The organism is Vibrio sp. 10N.261.51.F12 (assembly GCF_041471725.1).
Classification (GTDB): Bacteria; Pseudomonadota; Gammaproteobacteria; order Enterobacterales; family Vibrionaceae; genus Vibrio.
Map to the genome: position 1 here is coordinate 57,235 of NZ_JBFROV010000053.1, position 23,849 is coordinate 81,083.

General features: G+C 46.1%; 22 protein-coding genes and 1 pseudogene. 21 read left to right on the top strand and 2 right to left on the bottom strand.

Going from position 1 to position 23,849, the window contains the following annotated elements:
- Positions 1-83 precede the first annotated feature (83 nt).
- The 16 genes and pseudogenes from AB4405_RS23625 (at position 84) to AB4405_RS23700 (ending at position 15,165) form a co-directional block, all read left to right on the top strand.
- A complete protein-coding gene (locus AB4405_RS23625) occupies positions 84-1,526 on the top strand; it encodes an APC family permease (RefSeq protein WP_102469370.1) in 1,443 nt (480 codons plus the stop codon).
- Positions 1,527-1,565: 39 nt separating this feature from the next.
- Positions 1,566-1,892 (top strand): P-II family nitrogen regulator, encoded by a 327-nt coding sequence (locus AB4405_RS23630; RefSeq protein ID WP_102469369.1) that lies wholly within the window; start codon positions 1,566-1,568, stop codon positions 1,890-1,892.
- A 52-nt stretch (positions 1,893-1,944) separates the two neighbouring features.
- Complete coding sequence (locus AB4405_RS23635) at positions 1,945-2,487, top strand: hypothetical protein (RefSeq protein ID WP_372063034.1); 543 nt, start codon at positions 1,945-1,947, stop codon at positions 2,485-2,487.
- A gap of 185 nt (positions 2,488-2,672) precedes the next feature.
- Positions 2,673-2,896 (top strand): annotated as a pseudogene (locus AB4405_RS23640) (transposase); the annotation flags it as partial.
- Between the two features lie 216 nt (positions 2,897-3,112).
- Complete coding sequence (locus AB4405_RS23645) at positions 3,113-3,904, top strand: transporter substrate-binding domain-containing protein (protein ID WP_102469367.1); 792 nt, start codon at positions 3,113-3,115, stop codon at positions 3,902-3,904.
- A 14-nt stretch (positions 3,905-3,918) separates the two neighbouring features.
- Positions 3,919-4,587, top strand: a complete 669-nt coding sequence (locus AB4405_RS23650; protein WP_102469366.1) for an amino acid ABC transporter permease — start codon at positions 3,919-3,921, stop codon at positions 4,585-4,587.
- A 12-nt stretch (positions 4,588-4,599) separates the two neighbouring features.
- Positions 4,600-5,250, top strand: a complete 651-nt coding sequence (locus tag AB4405_RS23655) for an amino acid ABC transporter permease (RefSeq protein WP_102469365.1) — start codon at positions 4,600-4,602, stop codon at positions 5,248-5,250.
- On the top strand, positions 5,237-5,965 hold the full coding sequence (locus AB4405_RS23660) for an amino acid ABC transporter ATP-binding protein (protein ID WP_102469364.1): 729 nt from the start codon (positions 5,237-5,239) through the stop codon (positions 5,963-5,965). Before AB4405_RS23655 ends, AB4405_RS23660 begins: the two co-directional genes overlap by 14 nt.
- Positions 5,966-6,050: 85 nt before the next feature.
- Positions 6,051-6,869, top strand: coding sequence for a MurR/RpiR family transcriptional regulator (locus AB4405_RS23665; RefSeq protein ID WP_102469363.1), 819 nt, complete (start codon positions 6,051-6,053; stop codon positions 6,867-6,869).
- A 43-nt stretch (positions 6,870-6,912) separates the two neighbouring features.
- Complete coding sequence (locus tag AB4405_RS23670) at positions 6,913-7,929, top strand: bile acid:sodium symporter family protein (protein WP_102469362.1); 1,017 nt, start codon at positions 6,913-6,915, stop codon at positions 7,927-7,929.
- Between the two features lie 16 nt (positions 7,930-7,945).
- A complete protein-coding gene (locus tag AB4405_RS23675) occupies positions 7,946-9,232 on the top strand; it encodes an amidase (protein WP_372063035.1) in 1,287 nt (428 codons plus the stop codon).
- Positions 9,232-10,809, top strand: coding sequence for a gamma-glutamyltransferase family protein (locus AB4405_RS23680; RefSeq protein ID WP_372063046.1), 1,578 nt, complete (start codon positions 9,232-9,234; stop codon positions 10,807-10,809). Before AB4405_RS23675 ends, AB4405_RS23680 begins: the two co-directional genes overlap by 1 nt.
- A complete protein-coding gene (locus AB4405_RS23685) occupies positions 10,799-12,031 on the top strand; it encodes an alanine--glyoxylate aminotransferase family protein (protein WP_372063036.1) in 1,233 nt (410 codons plus the stop codon). Before AB4405_RS23680 ends, AB4405_RS23685 begins: the two co-directional genes overlap by 11 nt.
- Positions 12,032-12,053: 22 nt before the next feature.
- The gene (locus AB4405_RS23690) at positions 12,054-13,358 is read left to right on the top strand and encodes an allantoate amidohydrolase (RefSeq protein ID WP_372063037.1); all 1,305 of its coding nucleotides are present in this window, start codon (positions 12,054-12,056) and stop codon (positions 13,356-13,358) included.
- Complete coding sequence (locus tag AB4405_RS23695; protein WP_372063038.1) at positions 13,351-14,343, top strand: DUF5718 family protein; 993 nt, start codon at positions 13,351-13,353, stop codon at positions 14,341-14,343. The genes AB4405_RS23690 and AB4405_RS23695 overlap by 8 nt, the downstream gene beginning before the upstream one ends.
- 297 nt (positions 14,344-14,640) lie before the next feature.
- The gene (locus AB4405_RS23700; RefSeq protein WP_102469357.1) at positions 14,641-15,165 is read left to right on the top strand and encodes a hypothetical protein; all 525 of its coding nucleotides are present in this window, start codon (positions 14,641-14,643) and stop codon (positions 15,163-15,165) included.
- Positions 15,166-15,248: 83 nt separating this feature from the next.
- Here the strand turns inward: AB4405_RS23700 and AB4405_RS23705 are convergent, their stop codons facing one another.
- A complete protein-coding gene (locus tag AB4405_RS23705) occupies positions 15,249-16,439 on the bottom strand; it encodes an MFS transporter (protein WP_372063039.1) in 1,191 nt (396 codons plus the stop codon).
- Positions 16,440-17,266: 827 nt separating this feature from the next.
- Between AB4405_RS23705 and AB4405_RS23710 the strand changes: the two genes are divergently transcribed.
- The 3 genes from AB4405_RS23710 to AB4405_RS23720 all read left to right on the top strand — a co-directional run bounded on the left by AB4405_RS23710 (position 17,267) and on the right by AB4405_RS23720 (position 19,876).
- The gene (locus tag AB4405_RS23710) at positions 17,267-18,073 is read left to right on the top strand and encodes a transporter substrate-binding domain-containing protein (RefSeq protein ID WP_372063040.1); all 807 of its coding nucleotides are present in this window, start codon (positions 17,267-17,269) and stop codon (positions 18,071-18,073) included.
- A 110-nt stretch (positions 18,074-18,183) separates the two neighbouring features.
- Complete coding sequence (locus AB4405_RS23715; RefSeq protein ID WP_372063041.1) at positions 18,184-19,131, top strand: amino acid ABC transporter permease; 948 nt, start codon at positions 18,184-18,186, stop codon at positions 19,129-19,131.
- Between the two features lie 19 nt (positions 19,132-19,150).
- Entirely contained in the window at positions 19,151-19,876 is a 726-nt protein-coding gene (locus AB4405_RS23720; RefSeq protein ID WP_102469353.1) for an amino acid ABC transporter ATP-binding protein, read from the top strand.
- 288 nt (positions 19,877-20,164) lie between these two features.
- Here the strand turns inward: AB4405_RS23720 and AB4405_RS23725 are convergent, their stop codons facing one another.
- Entirely contained in the window at positions 20,165-21,055 is an 891-nt protein-coding gene (locus AB4405_RS23725; RefSeq protein ID WP_102469352.1) for a LysR family transcriptional regulator, read from the bottom strand.
- Positions 21,056-21,278: 223 nt separating this feature from the next.
- Between AB4405_RS23725 and AB4405_RS23730 the strand changes: the two genes are divergently transcribed.
- Positions 21,279-22,415 carry a linear amide C-N hydrolase gene (locus tag AB4405_RS23730; protein WP_372063042.1) on the top strand — a complete coding sequence of 379 codons (1,137 nt, stop codon included), beginning with the start codon at positions 21,279-21,281 and terminating at the stop codon, positions 22,413-22,415.
- Positions 22,416-22,757: 342 nt separating this feature from the next.
- The gene (locus tag AB4405_RS23735; protein WP_372063043.1) at positions 22,758-23,699 is read left to right on the top strand and encodes an esterase/lipase family protein; all 942 of its coding nucleotides are present in this window, start codon (positions 22,758-22,760) and stop codon (positions 23,697-23,699) included.
- Positions 23,700-23,849 lie beyond the last annotated feature (150 nt).

A 23,849-nucleotide genomic window follows, 5' to 3' on the forward strand; every position in this document is an offset into this window, starting at 1 on the left:
TAACTTAATCTGGGTACAGGCTGAATGAACGGTAAGGTGAGTGTTTAGATTGAGCCTCAGTAAATGTACAAGGAGAGACAATAATGAGTACTAACCTCAAAAAGACCCTTGGTTTTTGGTCGTGCTTCGCGGTTGCGGTTGGCTGTGTCGTTGCATCAAGTACGCTAGTGTCATTAGGTCAAGGGATGGGCATCGCAGGTGGTGGTTTTGTCATCGCAATGATTACGGCTTGGTTGCTGCAACATTTTTCAGCACAGAGTTATGCAGAGCTTGCGTGCATGATGCCGGCATCAGGTGGAATTCGTACTTACACGCGTGTGGCAATGGGGGCTTTTCCTGCGGTAGTTGCTACGTTACTAGGCTATTTAGTGCCTAACTTGCTAGCTGCACCTGCTGAGTTGACGGTTGCAGGCTCCGTATTAACAGAAACCTTTTTCCCTAGTTTATCACCCGTCTTACTCGGGGGGCTTATTCTAGGTTTTCTAATGGTGATGAACATTGTTGGGGTCGATATATTTGCGAAACTGCAAATTGTCTTTACGTTAACCATGATTATCTCCATTGCGTTATTAGGGATTATTGGGTTGACCGGAATTGGTGCTCTCCCGGCACCAGAAATGGCTGACATTCCTTTTAATGCAATGGGGTCGGGCGTGTTCAGCCTCACTGCATTGGCTATTTGGTTATACATTGGTATTGAGTTTGTTACCCCTATGGCTCAAGAAACCAAGAAAGCTGAAAAAAACATCCCACGAGCGATGATCGCCGGCCTAGTTGTTATTTTTGGCGTGAATTTGGTTTATGGCTTTGCGTTATTAAAATATGTTCCCGCTGAGCAACTTATCACTTCTAATCATCCTCATGTGGATATGGCACTCGCGATGCTCGGTAAACCGGGCATGATCTGGATATCGATTGTTTCAATCTTTGCCAGCGCCAGTACGATCAATACTGTTATAGCAGTGGTTCCACGTATGCTCTATGGAATGGCTTTGAGTCATGAGCTACCTAAAGTCTTTCGAAAAATTCATCCAAGATTCCGAACGCCTTGGGTGGGTATCTTGTTTATGTCCGGTGGTATCGCGGCATTTTTCTTTGGTGGCATTGTCAACTCTCCCGATCTGATTGTGTACATCTTGGCAGCATGTTGTGCATGGTTATTCTGTTACATCATCGCGCACATCAACGTCATCATATTAAGGTTTCGTTATCCGAACGTGCGACGTCCATATAAGACACGTTTTTACCCCGTGCCGCAGATTATTGGTTCACTTGGTATCGGTTATGCCATTTTAAATATCGCCCCCGCTCCTGAGATGGCAGAAGCTATCTACAATCTTGTCGGTGTAATGGTCGCACTGTCTATGGTATATGCAGTCGTTTGGTTGAAGTTTGTGGTTAAACAGCCGCTTTTCAAGCCACTAGGGATCAAAGAAGCTCAGGCTGAGTGGAAAAGGGTTCATGAAGATTTAGTGCCAGCAGGCATACAAGCCACATTTTGTATAGAACCCAAACCCCAACATTAATATTGCATATTCACTGATATTTTAAAAAAGGATGACATTATGTTTCTAGTTAAAGCGATTATCCGTCCAGAAAAAATTGCTGACGTGACAGACGCACTTTCCCAAGTAGATATTCAAGCGCTTACTAAGGTGCCGGTAATTGGTCGAGGTCGACAAAGCGGACTTAAGGTTGGAGACATCAGCTATAAAGAACTTCCGAAAGAGATGATTTTAACGGTTGTCGAGGACTACATGAAAGATGATGCCGTTCAGACGATTATTAACGCCGCTCGCACAGGCGATGGTAATCGGGGAGATGGTCGTGTGTTTGTCATTCCAGTGACGGAGTCCTATAACATCCGCACTGGAGAGCAAGATGATGAATAGCCAATAATACCAACCTACATAATCCAGATTGGTATAAGAAAAGGAAGGCTTAATGAGAGCAAAAAACAATGCCTTTAAAGTGGCGAAATCGGCACTATATAATAATGCGTTGGCATTCTCCCCGTATTGGGGAGGAGCGGAACAATCAGATGAAGGTAGCGTGCATTTTAGCAACCTGCCAGAAGGATTAGGCAGCTTACAAATTGACCTAGACTTTAAGGCTCGCTGGATGGGCGGGACGTGCTCTATGAACATCGTCTTCTCTCGTCAAGTCGACCAAGCAGGAAGTGGTCGTTTGAAATTTAAGGGAAGCCGAAACGGGCAGTTCACTGGAAAAACACAAGGTGTATTCTGTGCTGATCTGTTGACCGCATTGGATGCAGATACTGAACTTAAACAGACGTTGCGTTCTATCGACCTAGAATCACTCACAATCTATATCGAAAATGGTTGTGTTAAAACGACGCTGACACCCTATGGAGGTGGAATGGTCTATCTCATCATTCCCCCAATGCGAACCCCCATACCGCTGCCACCGGAGCAGGTCGCGCCCATCGCTCAGGTGTTGAAAAAAATCAGTTCCTACATGGAGTAAATGTGTACCTTACTATTGAGTTAAGCTTTAAAAGAAGCTTTTGCTAAGTCCCATTTTGTGAGTGAGCCATAAAACCCGCATCTAATCACCTCGCTTCTAGCCAACACCACGAACAGAGTTATCGACGTTCTTTCTAAAATGGCGTGAACTCCAAACAGCAACAAGTCTGGGTCAAAACCTAGAACGTGATAGAGTCTAGCCCGCCAGGCAAAGCGATAAAATATACGTTTGGTCACTGGCCAAAGCGGATTTGTTGTATTGTCGATCGTTATCTATCGACAATATTCGTACTGAACGGGTCATTAACCTGTAGGCTCTTGGCAGAAAAAACGAGTTATTCTCGACCACTCCAAATGTCGATAAAGTGAACGCGATGATCGACAGCATTGTCGAAACCTTCAAAGCCAACCCTTATCCCTATGACAACATACTTTAGTGCATTGTTTTAGGGCAGTGTGCACCATAACATTGGCATTATTGTGATAATAACCACTTAAAATATAATGGCATACAAATTTAACCTTAATAAACAAAGAGTTAATTATTTTTGTTGCGTTGGCACGTTCGTTGCAGTTCTTTGATTAGATGTTTCATTTGTTTCATAAAAATCATAAGGGAATGCTGTATGAATATGTTTAAAGTGATATTAAACACCGTGTTATCCGCATCATTATTGCTCACCGCGCACACTGTTAGCGCAACGCAACTTGAGTCTATTAAACAAAGTGGCGTGCTTAAAGTCGCCGTACCACAAGACTTTCCTCCTTTTGGTTCTGTCGATATCAACCTAAACCCACAGGGTTATGACATCGATATGGCTGAATATCTGGCTAGGAAACTAGATGTAAAGCTAGAGCTAGTGCCAGTCACAAGTGCCAACCGAATCCCGTATCTTCAGACCCGTAAGGTTGACTTGGTGATCTCTAGTCTTGGTAAAAACCCTGAGCGTGAAAGAGCCATTGATTTTAGCAACGCCTATGCTCCGTTCTTTCTCGGTGTATTTGGTAATGATGCTGAAGATGTGACATCACCAGAAGCGCTTGCGGGTAAAACAGTCGGTGTTACACGTGGTTCAGTTGAAGATATTGAACTTAGCAAGCTTGTACCGAGCGACACAACGCTCAATCGTTATGAAGATAACAACGCAACTTTATCGGCTTACCTATCTGGTCAAGTTGGCCTTATTGCAACAGGCAACCTAGTGGTCACAGAGATCGCAAACCGCAACCCAGCAAGAGCGCCTCAGGTTAAGTTCATGCTGAAAGATTCGCCTTGTTACATCGGCGTTAAAAAAGGCGACACCGCTTTACTTAACGAAATCAATACATTGATCCTGCAAGCTAAGGACGAAGGTGAACTTGAAAGCATTTCTCAGAAATGGTTAAAAGCACCGTTTCCTGCTGGTTTAGGCGCGTAAGTTAGGATTTATCTATGAGCTACCACCTCGATCTTCCAGGCCTGGCGCCTTATATTCCTCAACTATTAACTGGAGCCTGGACAACAATACAACTGACGGTGATATCAACACTTGGTGGATTGATCCTAGGCACGCTTTGCGCGGCAGGGCGCACACATAGACAGCGTTGGTTGCGTTGGTTGTGTGCAAGTTATGTAGAGGTGATTCGGAATACCCCTTTCATCGTGCAGTTATTTTTTATCTTTTTCGGGCTACCTGCCATTGGATTAAAGCTAACAGCATGGCAAGCGGGCAGTATTGCGATGGTGATTAATCTGGGCGCGTACAGCGCCGAGATTATTCGCGCTGGCATTGATGCTGCACCAAAAGGGCAGTGGGAAGCAGGTAAAGTACTTGGGTTGACGACGCGCCAAACCTTTATGCATGTCATTCTTCCTCCTGCCTATCAGCGAGTCTATCCGGCACTAACCAGCCAATGCATTATCGTTATGCTTGGATCTGCGGTGGTATCTCAGATCTCGGTAGAAGAGCTGACGTTTGCGGCCAACTTTGCTCAATCTCGTAGCTTTTTGAGCTTTGAAGCTTATTTAGTCACAGCCATTATCTATCTCGTGCTATCCATGCTGATGCGTCAAACCTTCGCCATGGTTAAGCAGTATAGTTTTAAAAACCCATCGTTATAGGAGAATCAGAATATGATGCAGTTTTCTGATTGGGATATCTTACGAAACCTCCTGATGGCGGCAAGATGGACGGTGCTACTCTCCATCGTGGCGTTTATTGGTGGCGGTTTATTGGGGTTACTGTTGACGTTTTTACGCAGTACTAAGAATGTCGCATTTACCCGTGTTATCCAGGTGTACGTGGAGATATTTCAAGGCACGCCATTGCTCATGCAGCTCTTTCTCACTTTCTTTGGTTTATCGCTCATCGGCATAGAAGTGAGCGCTTGGTCTGCGGCCATCATCTCGCTAACGCTATTTAGTAGCGCTTTCTTTCATGATATTTGGCGTGGCTGTATTGAAGCGCTGCCGAAAGGGCAATGGGAAGCCTGCCGAACCTTGGGTTTCACTTATTTCCAGAGCATGCGCACTATCATTGCACCACAAGCAATGCGTATGGCGATTGCCCCGACCGTTGGTTTTTCAGTGCAGATCGTAAAGGGCACGGCGCTGGCTTCTATCATTGGTTTTGTTGAACTGACTAAAGCCGGCACCATGTTAAACAACGCCACCTTCCAACCGTTCAAAGTATTTGCCTTTGTGGCATTGTTATATTTTGTCATTTGCTTCCCTTTGTCGTTACTGGCTCGTTATTTGGAGAATAAAAATCATGTCACTCGTTAGCGTTGAACAAGTCCATAAATACTATGGCGAGAACCACGTACTCAAGGGTGTGGATCTGAAAGTTAAAGCGGGTGAAGTGATCTCAATCATTGGTCGTAGCGGCTCCGGAAAAAGTACCCTACTGCGCTGCATGAATGGCTTAGAAACGTACGAAGAAGGCGTGATTATTGTCGATAACCAATCGGTAGAGAATGATGATTACAAGCTAAGATTACTGAGTCGCAGCGTAGGTATGGTGTTTCAAAGTTTTAATCTTTTCCCGCATAAAACCGTAGGCGAAAATGTCATGTTAGCACCCAAGTTGGTGCTCAAGAAAACGGCGCAAGAGTGCGAGGCACTCGCGAGAGATTTGCTTGAAAAAGTGGGCCTAGCAGACAAGTTTGATGCTTATCCGAATAATCTTTCTGGCGGGCAACAACAGCGCGTAGCGATTGCTCGCTCTCTGGCTATGTCGCCTAAGGTATTGCTTTGTGATGAGATCACCTCAGCGCTCGATCCTGAGTTAGTTGGCGAGGTGCTCAAGGTGTTAGAGCACCTTAAAGAAGAGGGCATGACGTTGATATTGGTCACTCATGAAATGAATTTTGCCCGCGATGTTGGCGACAAAGTGGTGTTCATGAATCAAGGCAAGGTGTGGGAAACGGGCTGTAGCAATGAGGTGTTCGCGAATCCGCAGACACCAGAGCTGCAAAGCTTTTTATCAGCGGTGCGTTAATGATTCGCGACGCGTTGTCATCCTAATAACCACGACTAGATAATAGAACCAACACAGCTATCTCAATATCGATAAAGGAACAAGCATGAGTCCCAGCAGTAACCCCTTAAGCGAACGAATTACTCGACATTATTCTGAGTTATCGCCAAGTAATCGTCGTCTTGCGGATTACTTGCAGATTAATCCAGAGCAGATTCTGATTATGTCGACCCATGAGATTGCTGAGGCATGTGATGTGTCCAAAACCAGTGTTAGCCGTTTTATTCGTAAATTGGGCTATGAGGATCACCTAGCGCTGCGCAATGAGTTATTGGTTGAGAGAGATAAAGGCACACCGGTTATTATCGCTCCAGTAGAAATGCAGGAGTTTCACCAAGAGCTAGGGGCATTAGAGCAGCTATGGGCGCAATTGAGTCAAAGTGACCTGACGGACATTATTGCGGCGTTGAGTAACGCGAAACGGATAAAGATTATTGGCTATCGAAATAGCTACCCGTTAGCGATGCACTTTCGTCAGCAGCTAGTGCAGTGTCGCACCAATGTGGATCTGTTGCCGCTTCCTGGTCAAACCATCGGTGAGGATTTAGCCGCCGTGACGCAAGATGATTTTGTCATTGTGATTGGCATCCGCAGACGGCCACAATTCTTTGCCAAGATGATTGAGCAGTTACGCGCTCATAATGTGTTGCTGATCACTGACCAGTCGGGCCAAAAGTACACCCAGGATGTGACGCATTACTTTATCTGTCATATGAACAATCAAGCGCCGCTTGATAGCTACGCCGTGCCGATGAGTTTGATCTCGCATCTGGTGAATAAAACCTATCTACAACTTGGCGCAGATGCGGTTCAGACCAGCGGTAAAGTCTCGGCAAATTACACTCGTTTAGACGAGCTGGAATGAGTTAACATTGTCGCTAATCTTCTAATTTAAAAAGAAATTTATAATGAATATAGTCAATAAACTAAAAAAAGAGTGGTTCTTGGTGGGCATGGTCATCGCGATTGCCCTCGCTATCGTTACCCCTGAAGTTGGTAAGAGTAATGGCCTCATCCATCTTGATAAACTGACTGGGATTGGTGTGGCTATCGTATTTTTCTTGCACGGCCTTGGGCTTGCGCCAAGTGCGATTAAAAAAGGCTTTAGTAACTGGCGTCTGCACCTGTTTATCCAATGTGCCACGTTCGTTTTTTATCCACTGTTATGGGTGATCTTTGGCAACGCCTTTTTAAGCTACATGCCAGCGGCATTAGCGTTTGGGTTTTGCTATCTGTTTGTGTTGCCAAGTACCGTTTCTTCATCGGTAGCGATGACCAGTATTGGCAAGGGCAACGTACCTGGTGCCATCTTCAATGCTTCACTATCAAGCATTCTAGGTGTCCTTATTACGCCGTTTTTGATTCAGCTATTTATGGGCTTGGAAGGCGCAGAACTCAATCTGGCCGATTCGATCATCTCTATTGCTAAGTTGTTATTGGTCCCAATGATTGCAGGGCAACTGATGCGTCCTTTGCTGCTTAAATTCGTCGAAAAGCATAAAAATATCGTTAATAAAGTAGATAAATACGTCATCTTGTTGATCGTATATAACGCCTTTTGTGACTCGGTGGCTAATGGCATCTGGCACACATTCTCAATCGGTATGCTATTGACGACGATTGCCGTTTGTTTTGCGGTACTTATGGTCATGATTCACACTTTTCAGTGGGCAGCGCGCCGTAGTCGTTTTTCTCATGAGGATGAAGTCGCGGCTGTGTTTTGCGGAACAAAGAAAACCTTGGCCGCTGGTGTTCCTATGGCTGCGGTTATCTTTGGCTCTGATCCGCAGCTGGGGATGATTTTATTGCCAATCATGCTGTATCACCCGATCCAGATTTTCTATTGCGCGATTATGGCTAACCGCTACGCCAAGAATCATCAAGAACAGATTGATAACCACCACGCTCAGGCTGCAACTAAGTAAGGATTAGGGATCACGGATGACCACACAAACAACGCGAGAGCCCTTGGTTTATTGCACGCAGGGCCCGAATTCGCTAGCGCCAACTCGAGGCGGAAAACTCGATAACCTAACCTTTGTATTTAAAGACTTGTTCGATGTCGAGGGTTTTGTGACTGGCGCAGGCAACCCGACATGGCTGTCTACGCACTCGTCAGCAGTCGCAACATCACCATTAATTGAGCGTTTGTTACATCATGGCGCACAATGCATTGGGCGTGTCCAAACCGATGAGCTGGCTTACAGCCTAAACGGTGCCAATATCCACTATGGCACGCCGGTAAACCCGGTCGCGCCGCTGTGTATACCAGGGGGGTCATCGAGCGGGAGTGCTGTCGCAGTGGCAAATCACGAGGCTGATTTTTCCATCGGTACCGATACTGGCGGTTCAGTGCGCGTACCGGCGAGCTATTGTAGCTTATATGGCTTAAGGCCGACATTGGGCAAGCTTAGCTTGCAACACTGCTTTGAGTTATCGGCTAGCTTTGATACAGCCGGTATTTTTACCCGCGACCTAGCCGTGATGAGCGATGTGTATCAAGCGCTACATTCGGATGACTTAACCAAAGGTTCGGGCGCAAGTAGCCCTGTTACGTTGAGTGAAAGACCAGTCGCTAGAATTGGTATTGATCAAGACCTTGCTGCGCTGCTTGGGCAGGCGCGAGCACAAACACTGCAAGAGTGGAGCGCTCGATTAACAGTTCCAATCAAAATGAATCGATTTCTTGCCGATATGAAGCTTGATTTGGCCTCACTAAGCTTGCTGTTTCGAACCATCCAGGGCTATGAGATCATTAGAAATCATGGTGATTGGCTTGCCCAACACTGCGACAGTGTCGATCCGAGCATCATGCAACGCGTGATGTGGGCAAGACAGATCACTGAGCAACAATATCAGGCTGCAAAAGCTCAGCAGGCCGATTTTACACAAGCCTTAATCAATGAAATGACGGTATCCGGAGCAATCTGGGTGCTGCCTACTACACCGTCCTCGCCTCCAAAGCTGGACATTGATGGCGAGGATTTGGCGCAGTACCGTACCGAGCTCATGGGATTAACGGCGATAGCCGGTTTGGCGGGCTTGCCGCAATTACATATACCGACAGAGCAATCTGAGCATGGCCCGTTTGGCATCTCATTGATTGGTTTGCCTCATAGCGAACAAACCTTGATCAACTTTGCTCAGCATCTCGAAAAGCACACGGAAAATAACCAAGAAGCAAACCCAGAGACCAAAAATAAGCCACTGGTTAAGGAGGCGCTATGATGAGATTTCAAACGGCATTCACCGCGCCGCATGCTAAAGCCGCACAAGCCGGCCAAGCCATCTTAGATGCGGGCGGCACCGCAAGTGAAGCCATGGTGGCTGCCGCCGCTATGGTGTCAGTACAATACCCTCATATGAACAGCATTGGTGGCGATGGGTTTTGGTTGATATGTCGCCAAGGTGAGCTGCCGATAGCAATTGATGCGTGTGGCGCTGCTGGCTCAAGTGTTAACGTCGCCGATTATCAATCTCGATATTCTGAGCTGCCAGAGTCGGGCGGCGAGTCGGCATTAACGATGGCAGGAACCATTTCTGGTTGGGATAAAGCCCTGCAGCTTGACGGTGGAAAACACTCGTTACTGCAAATACTCCAGCCAGCCATCGACGCGGCTGCAAACGGTATTGAAGTAACGCAAAGTCTGGTGGATGCCAGTGTTAAGACACTGGATCGACTAGGGCACAACCCTTGGTTTAGCGAGTTATACCTCAAGCAAGGTCTGCCACTAGAAAAAGGCGATACCGTCTACAATCATCAACTGGCACAGACATTTAAACAGCTTGCAGATAACGGCCTTGCAGATTTTTATCGCGGTGATCTCGCGGCGAGCTTGGCCACCGATCTTGCATCGCTGGGCAGTCCATTAAACCTGGGTGATTTTCACACTCATGAAGCGAAAGTGATGCCAGCGTTAACCGTTAAAACGTCTAAAGGGCAACTTTATAACTTTGGTGCTCCCACACAAGGCGTTGCTTCACTGCTGATTCTAGGCATTTACGATCGACTAGTGAGTAAAGCAAACGATGAGATTGACCATATTCATCTGTTGGTCGAAGCCACCAAACAAGCCTTTATTTTGCGCGATCGGATCGTGACCGATGAGGCGTGTTTAGCGCAGCCGTTGCAATCGCTATTAACTGAGGAAGAGATTGACCGTTGCGTATCGAATATCTCCATGCAGCATTCGCTACCCTGGCCGCATTTAGCTCAACCCGGTGATACAGTTTGGATGGGAGCCACCGACCAATACGGCACCATGGTGAGCTTTATCCAAAGTATTTACTGGGAGTTTGGTAGTGGCGTCGTGCTGCCCAATAGCGGTGTATTGTGGAATATCCGTAGTAAGAGCTTTTCACTTGATGCCGACCATCACAACGTCCTTGCGCCTAGCAAAAAGCCCTTTCATACCTTAAACCCGGCTTATGCTGAGTTAAATGATGGGCGCCGCATGGTTTATGGAACGATGGGCGGTGAGGGCCAACCACAAACACAAGCTTGCCTGTTTAGTCGCTACGTCTATCAAGGACAAAGCCTTTCTGAATCGGTTGCTCTGCCGCGTTGGTTACTTGGCCGCACGTGGGGGAGTTCGACGACCAACCTGCGCTTAGAGCAAGCGTTGCATCAGCAATACGGAAATGAATTACAACAGCGCGGTCATGATGTGACCTCGGTGAACGATCTTAATGAATTAATGGGGCATGCGGGCGCAATTGTGGTTGATTCACAAGGGCAGTCCAGTGCCACTAGCGATCCTCGTAGCGATGGAACCTATTTACTTGGAGAAATACATGAATACTAAAACTGTTTTTGAAACCCTAAACCCGCCGCAGCGTTTGTTAATGGGCCCTGGCCCGATCAATGCTTACCCGCGCGTGCATCAAGCCTTGTCTGCAGCGCTTATTGGCCAATACGACCCTGTGATGACGGGTTATATGAATCAGGTTCAGCAGCTCTATCGCGGCGTTTTTGAGACGCAGAATCAACAAACATTCTTGGTCGATGGCACGGCTCGCTCGGGTATTGAAGCGGTGTTGGTATCGGTGCTTCAGCCAGGTGATAAGGTGTTAATCCCAGTCATTGGTCGCTTTGGACACCTGTTGTGTGAGATTGCTGAGCGCGTGGGCGCGACGGTAAAAACCATCGATATCGAATGGGGTGAGGTGTGCCAGCCTGAGCAAATTGAACAGGCGATTAAGTCGTTTCAACCTAAGTTGGTAGCGACGGTGCAAGGCGATACTTCAACCACCATGAACCAGCCGCTTAAAGAGATTGGTGAGGTTTGTAAGCAACATGGGGTGTTATTTTACTGCGATGCGACGGCATCGATTGCGGGTAATGAATTGAAGGTCGATGAGTGGCACCTAGATGCGGTATCGGCAGGTCTACAAAAGTGTTTAGGCGGCCCATCTGGCAGTGCCCCGGTAACCCTAAGCGATCGTTGTGCTGAGGTCATCAATCGCCGTAAACATATCGAAGCAGGCATTCGCGCCGACCACCACGTCGCGGGTGAAGATGCCATGATTCAGTCGAATTACTTTGATCTCGCGATGATCATGGATTATTGGGGGCCGGAGCGACTCAACCACCACACAGAAGCGACAAGCATGCTGTACGCGGCGCGCGAGTGTGGTCGCTTGTTCTTAGAGGAGGGCGCGGATACGGTAGTCGCACGCCATAAACAAGCGGGCGATGCGATGGCGTCGGGCCTGCGAGCAATGGGACTTGAGTTATTTGGTAATCCACAGTTTAAAATGAACAATGTTGTCGGCGTTTACATCCCGCAAGGTGTGGATGGAGAGCAGGTTCGTCAAGAATTGTTGCACTGCTTTGGTATTGAAATCGGTACGTCATTTGGGCCTTTGCATGGAAAAATCTGGCGTATCGGCACGATGGGCTTCAATGCAAGACAGGAATGTGTATTAACCACGCTAGCTGCTCTTGAATCTGTGCTCCTTAAGCACAAAGTCAAGGTGTCAGCAGGTCAAGCGGTGGTTGCCGCGATGAGTTATTATCACGCTTAAAGTCGTGAGAAAAGGGATGTTAATGAATCAGCACACAGCAGCCAGTAAGGTATTTGAACAAGCGAATAAATTAGCGGGCTTTAGCGCCATGAAAAATGGCTTAACGCGTGCATATTTAACCGAGCAACACCAACAGGCCCATCAGCAACTCGCACAATGGATGAAGGAGGCAGGGCTAGAAATCTGGCAAGACAGTGTGGGCAACCAATGGGGACGTAAGGTCTCGGCAAACCCTACTCAACCGACATTAATCATTGGCTCGCACAGCGATACCGTCGTTAATGCAGGCAAATATGATGGCAATTTGGGAATATTGCTGGGCATTGAAGCGCTCAACCAACTGGCAGGATATGTGCTTCCATATCACGTCGATATCGTGGCATTTGCCGACGAAGAAGGCGTGCGATTTGATACGACATTGATTGGATCAAGCGCGGTTGCAGGCTGTTTTTCTCCTGCGTGGTTGGATATTAAAGATGCCGACAATATCTCTATGGGTGAGGCGATGCTAAGTTTTGGTCTATCGCCAGAAAATGCTGGCACGGACAGTCGTTCACCGCAAGAGACTTTAGCTTACCTTGAGGTGCATATTGAGCAAGGCCCAGTATTAGAAAACCAAGACCGCGCGGTGGGTGTGGTCACGGGTATTGCCGGCGCTAAGCGTTACCTGTTCGACGTCTATGGTATGGCAGGTCACGCTGGCACGGTACCGCACGAGCTTCGCAATGACGCATTATGCGGGGCAGCAGAGATGATTACTGCGATAGAACAATTTGGATGCCAACACGATGTTGTCGCCACTGTGGGCAAGTGTGATGTCAAACCGAGCGCGGTCAATGTCATCCCTGGGCAGGTTCAGTTTAGCCTTGATATTCGTAGTTCAGACCAACAGACGCTATTGTCGGCCTGTGAGGTATTACGTCAAGAACTGGTTACCATCGCTGACAAGCGTCAGTTAACACTCGATGAGCGCCTGATTTACCAAGCCGATGCCGTGCCGTGTTCACACGTTTTGCAGCAGCAATGGGCTGACGTGATTGAATGCCAAACGGGTCAAAAGGCCTGTTTTTTGCCAAGCGGTGCAGGGCATGATGCGATGGTGATGGCCAACATCGCTGATATTGGGATGTTGTTTGTGCGCTGTGAAAAAGGCATTAGTCACCATCCGCGTGAACAAGTGCTGGTGGAAGATGTAGAGGTGGCGTTGAGATGTTTGGTCGATATGGTGTCTCGTGGCTATGTAGGTTCATCGACTGAATCAAATAACCCCTCCTCGTCAATGACTCGCACAAATACGAGCGAAAAGGTGGGTAGTCACAATGACTGACCGAAAGCAAATTCAGATGCTCAACGCTAACGCGCAGCCATTCTCGTCACAAACACTGCTGCAAGGTTCGCAACCGCGACAAGCGCCACAGTGTACGCTGACGGGGTTTGGCATTGCAGGGAATACGGCTGGTCACCTTAACCAAACCGGCGAAGGTGACGCGTTAGCAAATGCGACTCAAGAGGATAAGCCTCGCGCGCTGTTTCCCATTTACGTGCCCGATGCAAGCGGCGCTTACCTAGCAATCAATCCCTATTCTTCCTCTAGGCTCGAACTCCCCAGCGACAAAGGCGCAAAGGTTCAGATGGAGCCAGAGCTAGTGGTGAGGTTTGCTGTTGATTACGATAGCAGCCGTAACGCGGGTAAAACCGTGTGTGCTCTGTCGCCAGTGTCGATGTCGGTGATGAATGATGCCACATACAGAAACCGCCAAGTCAGCAAGCTTGCAGAGAAGAAAAACTGGGGCCCAGCGTCAAAGGGTTTAGCGGCAAGCGCAATGGAGGTTGGAGATTTTTCTGCAAGCGGTGAGCTTGAGCATTGGCGATTGTGTGGCTTTCACTGTCGCGCGGATGAATGGCAGTTATGTGGTAAGGATACCGCGATTACCGAATACACCTTTTTCTACGCTCAGCTCACCAGTTGGATTCAACGAGCTATTATCACTCAGAATGTCAGGAACACTCAAAACACAGTATCAGCGTCGCGAAACTATGAGGTTGCGCTGCACAATATTCATGATCTATTGCAAGGTGCGGGCTCACCCCCTGAGATATTAGTCTCTGTAGGAGCGGTGCGTTACACCCCCTATGGCGAGACGCATGTCTTAGCCGATAACGATAAAACCGCTGTTATTCTCTACGACAGCCGTAAATGGCAGATAGAGCAAATAGCGCAGCAGCTACAAACGTCCACACTGTCTCGAGAGCAAGGTTTGGATGTGGGTATTATCGCTTTGATTCAAGATGTGACCGTTGCAGCGAGTTAAGTAATGGGTGGAGCGGGTGGCAATAATACCGACTTCATTCCATTTGTTTTATTTAGCCTTTTTTCTCTTTATTACTCTACGGCATTACGGCATTACGGCATCACAACGCTGTCATACTGTCGCCATTTTGCTCCTCTCTTTTAGTTCTTCGTATTATCGCGGCGAACCAACCATTTAGCGTGAAATCGGCTTTGTTGATATCGAGCTCACTTACGTAGATTAACACTACGTCCATAGTTGCTATGTATTGTGGTGTTAATTTAACGGGCTACTGACTTACGCTCGGAGAGATTCAACATGGCACATTCTATTATCAAACGATGCATCGTAATGGGAACACTGCTGCTGACAGTATCAAGCCCAATTCTGGCTAAACAGCCTGAAAAGGTGGTTCCAAATAAAACGGTTTCTAAGGTCGTTTCGAAGAAAACTGCGTCGAAGGTGGTGGTTAAGGCGTCTCATCGCCCGATTAAGCGTGCGCCAGTGCTTAGCAGTTTCCATCATAAGAGAATACCCCATGGGGCAGCGTTTGTTATTATCGCCGGCATCAGTTATGCAGTGATCGATAACACCTATTACAAGCGTAGCAATGATACATACGTGTATGTTGAACAAGTGCCAGTGGTTTCAACCACCACGCAAACGGTCCAGGTCGCTCCGGCGCAAGTTGTCCCATCGCACTACGGTAAGATGGTCAATGTATTACCAAGTCGCGTGACAACGGTCACGGTAAACGGTGCCACCTTCTATGTTGATGGCAGCGACTGGTACGCACCTATCGCCGGCACCAATCAATTTGTTATCGTAGAGCCTCAGTTTTAATTCAGCTCATAGCTCATAGCTCATAGCTCACAGCTAAAAGCGCTAGTGTTAGCAAGCCACTATCACTGATAAACACGATGACCTTAATTCGCTTTTAATTCAATATCTAACGTCGTGAGCCAAGCAAAAACAAAGCACATGAATGCAAAAAAAGCGACCAGTGCGATAGGGATATGCCAGGATGACGTGGCTTGGTGCAGGCTACCAATCAAGCTTGGACCTACCGCTGCAAGTGCATAACCGACTGATTGAGCCATGCCCGATAAGGTTGCGGCTTGTCCGGGACTATGGGTTCTCAAGCTGATAAAAGACAAGGCAACGATAAACGTGGCGCAGTTACCAAAACCAAACAGTACTACCCATGCAACAGCAAAGTGTGGGGCTAGGACCAAACCTAATACGCCAGTAAAAGACATACAGGCAGCAATCTTGATGAGTATAAAAGAGCTCACACCACGAGCCATCAATGGCGCGAGCACTAAGCCTGGCATGATGGTTGAAAACTGCAACAGACTGTAGATATACCCCGCCTGCAGTTCGCTGTATGACCAATCGATAAGGATCTTAGGGATCCAGCCCGCTAATGTATAAAAAGTGAAAGAATTTAGTCCCAGTACCAAGGTAATAAACCACGCCATTGGCTGCTTAATGAGTTTGGGAAGCGGGTAGTGGGCGTGTGTTTTTTTCATGACACTGGTGCGAGATTGACCGACTTTAGGTCCCCAATAGGTAAAGGCCAGTATCGGAAACACTAGATTAAACATCAGCGCAATTTGCCAACCCTCAAAGCCCCAAAACGCTAAATAAGATAAAGGTACCATCAAGGCCGAGCTTGCTGTCGCGCCGATTCCCATCGTGAGCGTATACAACGAGGTCATCACGCCGATACGCGCAGCAAAAGACAGTTTTACCACGACCGGCAGTGACACATTGCCAAACGCGATACCAATACCAATACTTGCGGTGCCAAGGTATAAGCCAATCACCGAGCCTGAAGAACGGATCAGCACGCCCGAAAATATCAACATCAACGCTAAACACAGTACCTTCTCCAGGCCTATCTTGCTGATAAGTCGCGGGCACAGGGGCGAAAATAGGGCGAACATGACCAATGGTAAAGCAGTAACAATACCAATTAAGCTTGAAGAAAGGTTAAGTCCATTCATTAGCTGGTCAACTAATGGTGCAAAGCTTGTAAATGGCGCGCGCAAGTTTAATGCGAGCAACATAATGCCAACAAAACACAAAATATCGAAATGACTACGGGAATTCATGGGTGTACTACCGTAATGATAGTAAAAGAATGGTTAGATTTTACTGAATTCTATTTTGTATTACTAATGTAATTGGCATTGTTTTCATCAATTTTTTAGCAGCTTACGAGTAAGTGAACGAATACCGGCTTTGGACAATTTACTTACCGTCGTTGTTTTTGGCCATTGATCGCCGTTCTCACTCCAGTACTAGAGTGTATTTGCGATTATCTTTTTATTAGCCACAAGACTTATTGTTGCGAGCCATGTGGTTCTCTGACTTTTTGGATTGATGAGAGAGCGGTATGTGGGTAGGCACAAGCAAGCACAGTAAGCACGGGGCAACGTCGGTTCAGTGATTGAGTCATCACAACAGCACTTATGGTGAAACGCATCTTCTCTATACCACGGCCAACACAGCAAAAAGTCTTAGATTCACCGGAGGAATGGCAGCAAAGGTAAACATCTATAATTTTGGTTTTGGTTGGGAACCTGTGCATTGAGCAGAATTATACTGGAAGGTTATTATAATGATGTTCTTTTTAACGATAGTATTCATTTTAACGAGGGTGTTGCCGGTGTTGATACTGAATCAAACCGTGCTCACTTCTGCATCGGTGACGGTATTTTTTTAATTGTTTTCTTTAAGGTGGTGATACATTCACATGTACATTGACTCAGATCTATCTTGTTGCTTTTTCATACAATTTAATTAACTTTCGTTTTAATGCTTGTTTTACCTTGGCGGTTATTTTTGATATAAGTAATAACGTTACCTTGTAGCACTAGTCTATTTTCAGGTTTGATCAAGGCTAGTTTTAAAAAAACATAAAATGAAAGGATTCATTATGAAACGTTTCTTCCGCGCTGTCGCGGCTATTGCGCTCGCGTCCACAGCCACCATCAATGTCGCTTCGGCTAACACAACTAGCCAACTCCAACAAATCACTCAAGATGGTGAGTTGCGTGTCTGTTTTGACGCAGGTTACATGCCATTCGAAATGACGGCTAAAAACGGTCAGTACATCGGTTTTGATATTGATCTTGGAAAACAGATGGCCAGAGCAATGGGTGTTAAGTACACGCCGGTAAACACCGCATGGGATGGGATTATTCCAACGTTGCTGACAGGAAAATGCCACATGATTATGGGTGGTATGACTATCACTCCGCAGCGAAATATGCAGGTTAACTTCGCCGACCCGTATGTCATTATCGGTCAATCTATTTTGGTTAGCCCGAAACTTGAAGGTAAAGTGACAAGTTACCGTGACCTCAATGATGAGAAATATACGGTCGTAACTAAGCTTGGTACGACTGGTGAAGGGGCAATCAAACGTTATCTACCAAAAGCGACCACTAATCTGTACGAAACACAGTCAGAAGCGGTACTAGAGGTTATTAATGGTAAAGCCGATGCATTTATTTATGACTTACCTTACAACGCTATTTATAGTGCAGAAAACAAAGGTCAATTAATTCATATCGAAGAACCGTTCACATATGAGCCTCTTGGCTGGGCTGTACGTCAAGGCGATCCGGACTTTCTTAACTTCTTGAACGGCTACCTACGCCAAATCAAGGGTGATGGCACCTACGATCGAATTTATGACAAATGGTTCAAGAGTGATGCTTGGTTAAAACAAGTTCAATAAATACTCGTTAGCGCCTTATCACAAACAACCATATTCGTCGGTTAGAGTAGCCTAAATCGTATTCATTTAGGCTACTTCCTCCTTCTCCTCGCTGTATTTGAGAATTGACCATGCAAAATAGAGAAAGACCCATTCTCTGGAATGGCGTTTTCCTACTTATTATCGCCTGTTTATGTGGGCTGGTATATTTGTCAGGTAAACGCATAGACTATAACTGGAACTGGGAGCGTGTTGTTCCCTACATCTTTGATAATTCGGCTTCAGCAATTTCTGCTCCAGAAGATGGCAATATCGCATTAAACGGTGATGGCCAATTGGTTCTTGAGTCGTTGTCGGGAGAAGAGTTACTTAACCTTAGTCAGTTTGAGAACATCACCGTGTACGAAGGTGATCTAATCTTCGAAGGTGATCAGCTAGCTGAGGCAACAGAATGGCGGATAGGTCCCTTGACCGAAGGCCTGATTGTCACGATTCAAATCTCTCTTTGGTCGCTATTTTTCGCCATTTTTATCGGCTTGTTTATTGGTTTAATGCGGATATCCTCCAACATAGCGTTGAAGAAGTTGGCAATTACCTATATCGAGCTGATTCGAGGTACGCCTTTATTAGTCCAGATTTTTATCGTGTACTTCTTTATTGGCACGGTATTAGACCTAGAACGCTTTACGTCCGGAGTGATTGCACTCTCTGTTTTCACCGCGGCTTATGTTGCTGAAATCATTCGAGCTGGTATTCAAGCGATCCCCAAAGGTCAGATGGAGGCAGCCCGCTCTCTGGGGATGAACTATGTCAAAGCCATGGTTTACGTCATCCTACCGCAGGCATTTAAACGGACGTTACCTCCGCTAGCAGGCCAGTTCATTAACCTAATCAAAGATTCTTCGTTGGTTTCGGTTATTTCGATTACTGACCTTACGAAAGCAGGTCGAGAAGTTGTCAGTGGCAGCTTTGCTCCGTTTGAAGTGTGGTTTACTGTAGCAATACTGTACTTAGTCCTCACCAGCTCACTTTCATGGGCAATTCAAATGCTAGAAAAGAGGTTATCCGCTAGTGACTAGAGATTATCAAGGCGAGGACATGATCGTCGCCGACAAGATTAACAAGGTCTACCCCAATGGTTGCCATGCTTTGAAAGATGTCACCGTCACCGTAAGGCGCGGTGAGGTAGTCGTAGTCGTCGGCCCATCAGGCTCCGGAAAGTCGACCTTTTTGCGAGCATTGAATCAGCTTGAGACCATCAGCAGCGGATCAATAACGGTTGATGGCACCGACATGTATGACAAGCAGACCAACATCAACACCTTGCGTGAAGAAGTTGGCATGGTATTTCAAAGTTTTAATCTTTTCCCTCACAAAACTGCTCTTGGCAATGTCATGTTAGCCCCACTTAAAGTCGCCAAACGAGGGAAGACTGAGGTGGAGAAAGAGGCAAAGATAATATTAGAAAAGGTCGGGTTAGCTGACCGAATGGACAATTACCCTAATCACCTGTCTGGCGGTCAACAACAACGTGTGGCGATAGCGCGTGCACTTGCTATGCAGCCTAACATCATGCTTTTTGATGAGCCTACCTCTGCTTTGGATCCTGAAATGGTTGGAGAAGTTCTCGATGTGATGAAAGGGCTAGCAGCGGATGGCATGACTATGGTAGTGGTGACTCATGAGATGGGCTTTGCTAAAGAGGTCGCGGATCGAGTGCTGTTTATGGAAGACGGTGAACTTCTGGTTTCAGATAGTCCAGAAGCCTTTTTTGACCATCCAAGTAACCCTAGACTCAAGCAGTTCCTCTCTAAGGTTCTTTAATCAGCATTAATACGTTTAAGCTAAAAGCACAACGGCGTGGATGTTATTACGTCTATAACCTTTAATTAGCTGAGGAGTTTTCCTTCTCAGCTTTTTTAAGCGTTCCTACTGCTTCAATTCTCAACCCTATTCACTTCTCTATATGCTTAACAAAAAACGCATAAGCTAGACACGATAACGAGTGACACTTCTTTGGTGACGTCCAGTTAAGAGTGAAGAACTTTTGCATTGCTCAGTGGCGCTCTGGCAGCGAGTCTTGAGCGCCCACCTTTACGCGGTGTCCCCGTGTTACGTAAACCCTGCTTTCGCATAATGGATTAAAATTTCTTCGAGGACCTGAATTTCGTGAAAACCTTCTAGCCTAGGTGGGCAATAAAACGAGAGTGGGATTCGCAGCGAATTTACCAACTCATTGACGGATATTTCGACGAGTACACCTTGTTTTACCAACGGGTCAGCCAATGATTTGCTCAGGATTGACCAACCATCATGCTGAAGTAACTCCAGGAGAACCTCTGTGCTACTTACGAGTCTGAGGTCAGTTGAAATAGAAAACAACTCGGGATTGCTATTATGGTGATTTTCACTGAGATACTGTGTCGTCATTTCAAGCTCGTCGAGATGAACATTCTTAGTGTTCGCCAGCGTGTGACCGGAATGACAATAAACGTTATGCAGGCTTGTACCCAAGTTTATATATCGAAATGAATGTTCCGGTAAGCTCTTTAACTTACTTTGCATAATGGCAATAGACGACGTATCTCTTGCCAGTATATCGAGCACTTCATCACGATTCCGTTGTAGCCAATTTAGTCGCATGCCCGGAATTTGTGCCCGTACCAACTGGTTTATTTCTGCAATTAAAGAGCTAGGTACGAGAGCATCATGATAAACCGTCAGTACTTCAAGTTGCTTTTTGTACGCGTCCTGCATTCGCTCATAAAGTAGCTGACTATTTTTAACCAGAACTTTCGCCTGACGGTACAAAGATTCGGCCTCTTGGGTGGGAATTGCTTTCTTCCCCTCGATATAAAACAATTCAACATTGAAGGTATCTTCCAGTATTTTTATTTGCTCTCGAACCGTTGTGCGTTCTTTGTTTAGTTTCCTCCCTGCCTTACTGTAACTCCCTTCCTCGAAAGTTGCACAATAAGCCGCTAGGTGTTCATATGAAAACATGCTTACCCTCAATAATGTTTGGTTTTACCTATCATAATGCATTGTTAATGTATTTAAAGCTTTGATATTTTTCTCACTGATATTACAAGAAGTGTCAACCGCATCTCTCTAGCGCTGGATGACACAATAGTCACCACCGAGTCTGTCATCATCCAGACTGAAAAACCAAAATATACCTTTATCCAATAAATGAAGTAAGCGTGTACCTGCAATAAGGAAACTAATGAACATTTTAAGAAAAACAGCCAGCAAAGTATTGTCTATGACCATGCTTATTCCAGCTCTTCACTTTGGCGGAGCCCTTGCGTGCACTAGCATTGCCTTGCAAGCAAACGACGGCTCGGTGGTCTATGGCCGCACGATGGAGTGGGGGGCGTTTGACCTTAATTCTCGCGTTGCCATCGTGCCGCAAGGACATGAGTTTCAAGCCTCTACCCCGGAAGGGAGAAACGGCATGAAATGGAAGGCAAAATATGGTGTTGTTGCACTAGATGCATTGGAGAAAGACTACTTAACCGATGGTATGAATGAGAAGGGATTAATCGTTGGGGTTTTATACTTGCCAGGATTTGCTCAGTTCCAAGAATTTGATGCTTCTCAAGCGGATAAAACGGTCAGCGAACTTGAATTGGCCAACTATCTATTGACGTCTTTTGCGACAATTGATGAAGTGAAAAGTGGCCTAAAAGACATACGTGTTGTTGGAACACCAGAGCCATCAATTGGTGGCATAGCTGCCCCTATTCATCTCACTATTATTGAACCAAGCGGACAAGCCATTGTTGTCGAATACCTTGATGGCAAACTGAACATTTTTGATAATCCATTGCGTGTCATGACCAATAGTCCAAGTTTCGACTGGCATATGACCAATCTACGTAATTATGTTGGATTAACGCCAATAGATCATGCAACCAAAACACTGACTAAAGGCGAGCAAGATGTAAACTTAGCACCCATTGGTGCTGGAAGTGGATTCCTTGGTTTGCCGGGTGATTTTACGCCCCCTTCTCGATTTGTACGTGCAACCGCTTATAGTCAAACGGCAAGGAACCTACCTAATAGTGAAGAAGCTTTGTATGAGGTATTGCGAATTATGGATAATTTTAATCTACCGCTCGGCGCGGCTGAAGGACCACAGGCTGATGCTGAAGGATTAGAAGGGATGCGAAGCTCTACTATCTGGACTTCGGTTGCCGATAGCCACAACCTAAAGTATTACTATCATACGCAACACAATCGTCAATTACGTATGATTGACTTAACCAAAATAGATTTTTCTACTGATGATAAGGCGATTCGTCACTTGCCTTTAGACATCAATAAGGTACAAGCAATACAAGACATCACGCCTAAATAAATCACCTCTGAACTAGATAGGAAATTACAGTTTAAGCCGAGAAACTTTGCTTCTCGGCTTTTTACGGAGTGGTTTAAAGCCGTTATCCGTAATTCTCATCGGAATTCCTCGCAGCACGATGAGATGATTCGTCGTCATCTTTTCAACGATAACAAAAGCTCAAATTTACTCGAGGTGTGACCAATATTCGCGAGATTGATAGTCTAATAATCTGAAAATTGATTAGGACGTTGCTTTTTATGATGAAACCGTCGTTACTAATGATGCTTTTGGTGGCATTATTACTTCAATCATATTGAAACGGTTCTAATGAGAGCTTGAAAGTAACCCAAGGAGGGGAGCATGGTAAAGTGGCGTCGTTGGGCGACCTGCACTGCGGTAGCGATTAGCATGATTTCAAGTGTTCATGCAGAGACAGTGGATCTTTCGACCCTATTTCCGGAGCAAACCGTGCGTTCGTGCGGTAGTGCAAGTGAGCCTCTGCGGCTAAGCAAGAATGAACCTTTGGTGTTGATTGTTCATGGTTGTTTCGCGTCCGAAGGGCAATTTAAGGCATTATCGGAAGTCTATGCGGAATTAGGGCAACAGACGGCTTGTTTTGAATATGACGATAGACGCAGATTAAATGACGTTGCAGCTGATCTAATTGATGCAGCTAATACACTAAGCCCAGTACTAGGTGATCAAAAACTAACGGTCTTAGGGCATAGTCAAGGAGGGTTGATCACTCGACGAGCCGCTACTGACCATTACTCAGATGGTAAACATATCATTCATCACCCTCTAGAGATTGCGACAATATCCGCGCCATTTAAAGGCATTGAAGTTGCGTCTCATTGCGGCACTACTTGGTTGAGAGTGGCTTCACTCGGGATAGTCGATGCGATTTGTTATGCGGTAACTGGCGCAAAATATCTTGATATTCCACCGCAGGCGGAATTTATTGAAATGCCTGGAGAGTTGGTGCCACAACTGGATCGTCACCTCATCATTAAAACAGATGAAGTCAACACATGTCGGATCCAAGACGCGAATGGCCAGTGTATAAAAGATGACTACGTGTTTTCCCTTACAGAGCAATCTAAATCTAGGGTTGATCGCTCAGTGCAAGGTCAGGCAATCACCGTGCATGCGGGGCATGCAGAAATTGTGGGCAATGAAACCGTGACTCCTTGGAAGCTTATTGAGGTGCTGCAAAGATATGGTTTGATGGCAACGCCAGACCCTTCAGATGTTGAGACTTTTACCATGTCGGTTAATCGAATATACCAGCGATTTATATAGGGAGACTCTACGGGACAAGCTTTATATGAAAGAAATGTGTGATATTATTCACGGTCGATATTAGTATTGTTAACAGATGTTCTTGGGGGTGTGAATATCTATTATCTTTTTTATTTTTAATTGCCAATATTTCTGATTATTTATTTTATC

What these genes read in the sequence shown, in the direction of transcription:
- AB4405_RS23625 (WP_102469370.1), top strand. Translation starts at nt 84, where the DNA reads ATGAGTACTAACCTCAAAAAGACCCTTGGTTTTTGGTCGTGCTTCGCG.
- AB4405_RS23630 (WP_102469369.1), top strand. Translation starts at nt 1,566, where the DNA reads ATGTTTCTAGTTAAAGCGATTATCCGTCCAGAAAAAATTGCTGACGTG.
- AB4405_RS23635 (WP_372063034.1), top strand. Translation starts at nt 1,945, where the DNA reads ATGAGAGCAAAAAACAATGCCTTTAAAGTGGCGAAATCGGCACTATAT.
- AB4405_RS23645 (WP_102469367.1), top strand. Translation starts at nt 3,113, where the DNA reads ATGAATATGTTTAAAGTGATATTAAACACCGTGTTATCCGCATCATTA.
- AB4405_RS23650 (WP_102469366.1), top strand. Translation starts at nt 3,919, where the DNA reads ATGAGCTACCACCTCGATCTTCCAGGCCTGGCGCCTTATATTCCTCAA.
- AB4405_RS23655 (WP_102469365.1), top strand. Translation starts at nt 4,600, where the DNA reads ATGATGCAGTTTTCTGATTGGGATATCTTACGAAACCTCCTGATGGCG.
- AB4405_RS23660 (WP_102469364.1), top strand. Translation starts at nt 5,237, where the DNA reads ATGTCACTCGTTAGCGTTGAACAAGTCCATAAATACTATGGCGAGAAC.
- AB4405_RS23665 (WP_102469363.1), top strand. Translation starts at nt 6,051, where the DNA reads ATGAGTCCCAGCAGTAACCCCTTAAGCGAACGAATTACTCGACATTAT.
- AB4405_RS23670 (WP_102469362.1), top strand. Translation starts at nt 6,913, where the DNA reads ATGAATATAGTCAATAAACTAAAAAAAGAGTGGTTCTTGGTGGGCATG.
- AB4405_RS23675 (WP_372063035.1), top strand. Translation starts at nt 7,946, where the DNA reads ATGACCACACAAACAACGCGAGAGCCCTTGGTTTATTGCACGCAGGGC.
- AB4405_RS23680 (WP_372063046.1), top strand. Translation starts at nt 9,232, where the DNA reads ATGAGATTTCAAACGGCATTCACCGCGCCGCATGCTAAAGCCGCACAA.
- AB4405_RS23685 (WP_372063036.1), top strand. Translation starts at nt 10,799, where the DNA reads ATGAATACTAAAACTGTTTTTGAAACCCTAAACCCGCCGCAGCGTTTG.
- AB4405_RS23690 (WP_372063037.1), top strand. Translation starts at nt 12,054, where the DNA reads ATGAATCAGCACACAGCAGCCAGTAAGGTATTTGAACAAGCGAATAAA.
- AB4405_RS23695 (WP_372063038.1), top strand. Translation starts at nt 13,351, where the DNA reads ATGACTGACCGAAAGCAAATTCAGATGCTCAACGCTAACGCGCAGCCA.
- AB4405_RS23700 (WP_102469357.1), top strand. Translation starts at nt 14,641, where the DNA reads ATGGCACATTCTATTATCAAACGATGCATCGTAATGGGAACACTGCTG.
- AB4405_RS23705 (WP_372063039.1), bottom strand. Translation starts at nt 16,439, where the DNA reads ATGAATTCCCGTAGTCATTTCGATATTTTGTGTTTTGTTGGCATTATG.
- AB4405_RS23710 (WP_372063040.1), top strand. Translation starts at nt 17,267, where the DNA reads ATGAAACGTTTCTTCCGCGCTGTCGCGGCTATTGCGCTCGCGTCCACA.
- AB4405_RS23715 (WP_372063041.1), top strand. Translation starts at nt 18,184, where the DNA reads ATGCAAAATAGAGAAAGACCCATTCTCTGGAATGGCGTTTTCCTACTT.
- AB4405_RS23720 (WP_102469353.1), top strand. Translation starts at nt 19,151, where the DNA reads ATGATCGTCGCCGACAAGATTAACAAGGTCTACCCCAATGGTTGCCAT.
- AB4405_RS23725 (WP_102469352.1), bottom strand. Translation starts at nt 21,055, where the DNA reads ATGTTTTCATATGAACACCTAGCGGCTTATTGTGCAACTTTCGAGGAA.
- AB4405_RS23730 (WP_372063042.1), top strand. Translation starts at nt 21,279, where the DNA reads ATGAACATTTTAAGAAAAACAGCCAGCAAAGTATTGTCTATGACCATG.
- AB4405_RS23735 (WP_372063043.1), top strand. Translation starts at nt 22,758, where the DNA reads ATGGTAAAGTGGCGTCGTTGGGCGACCTGCACTGCGGTAGCGATTAGC.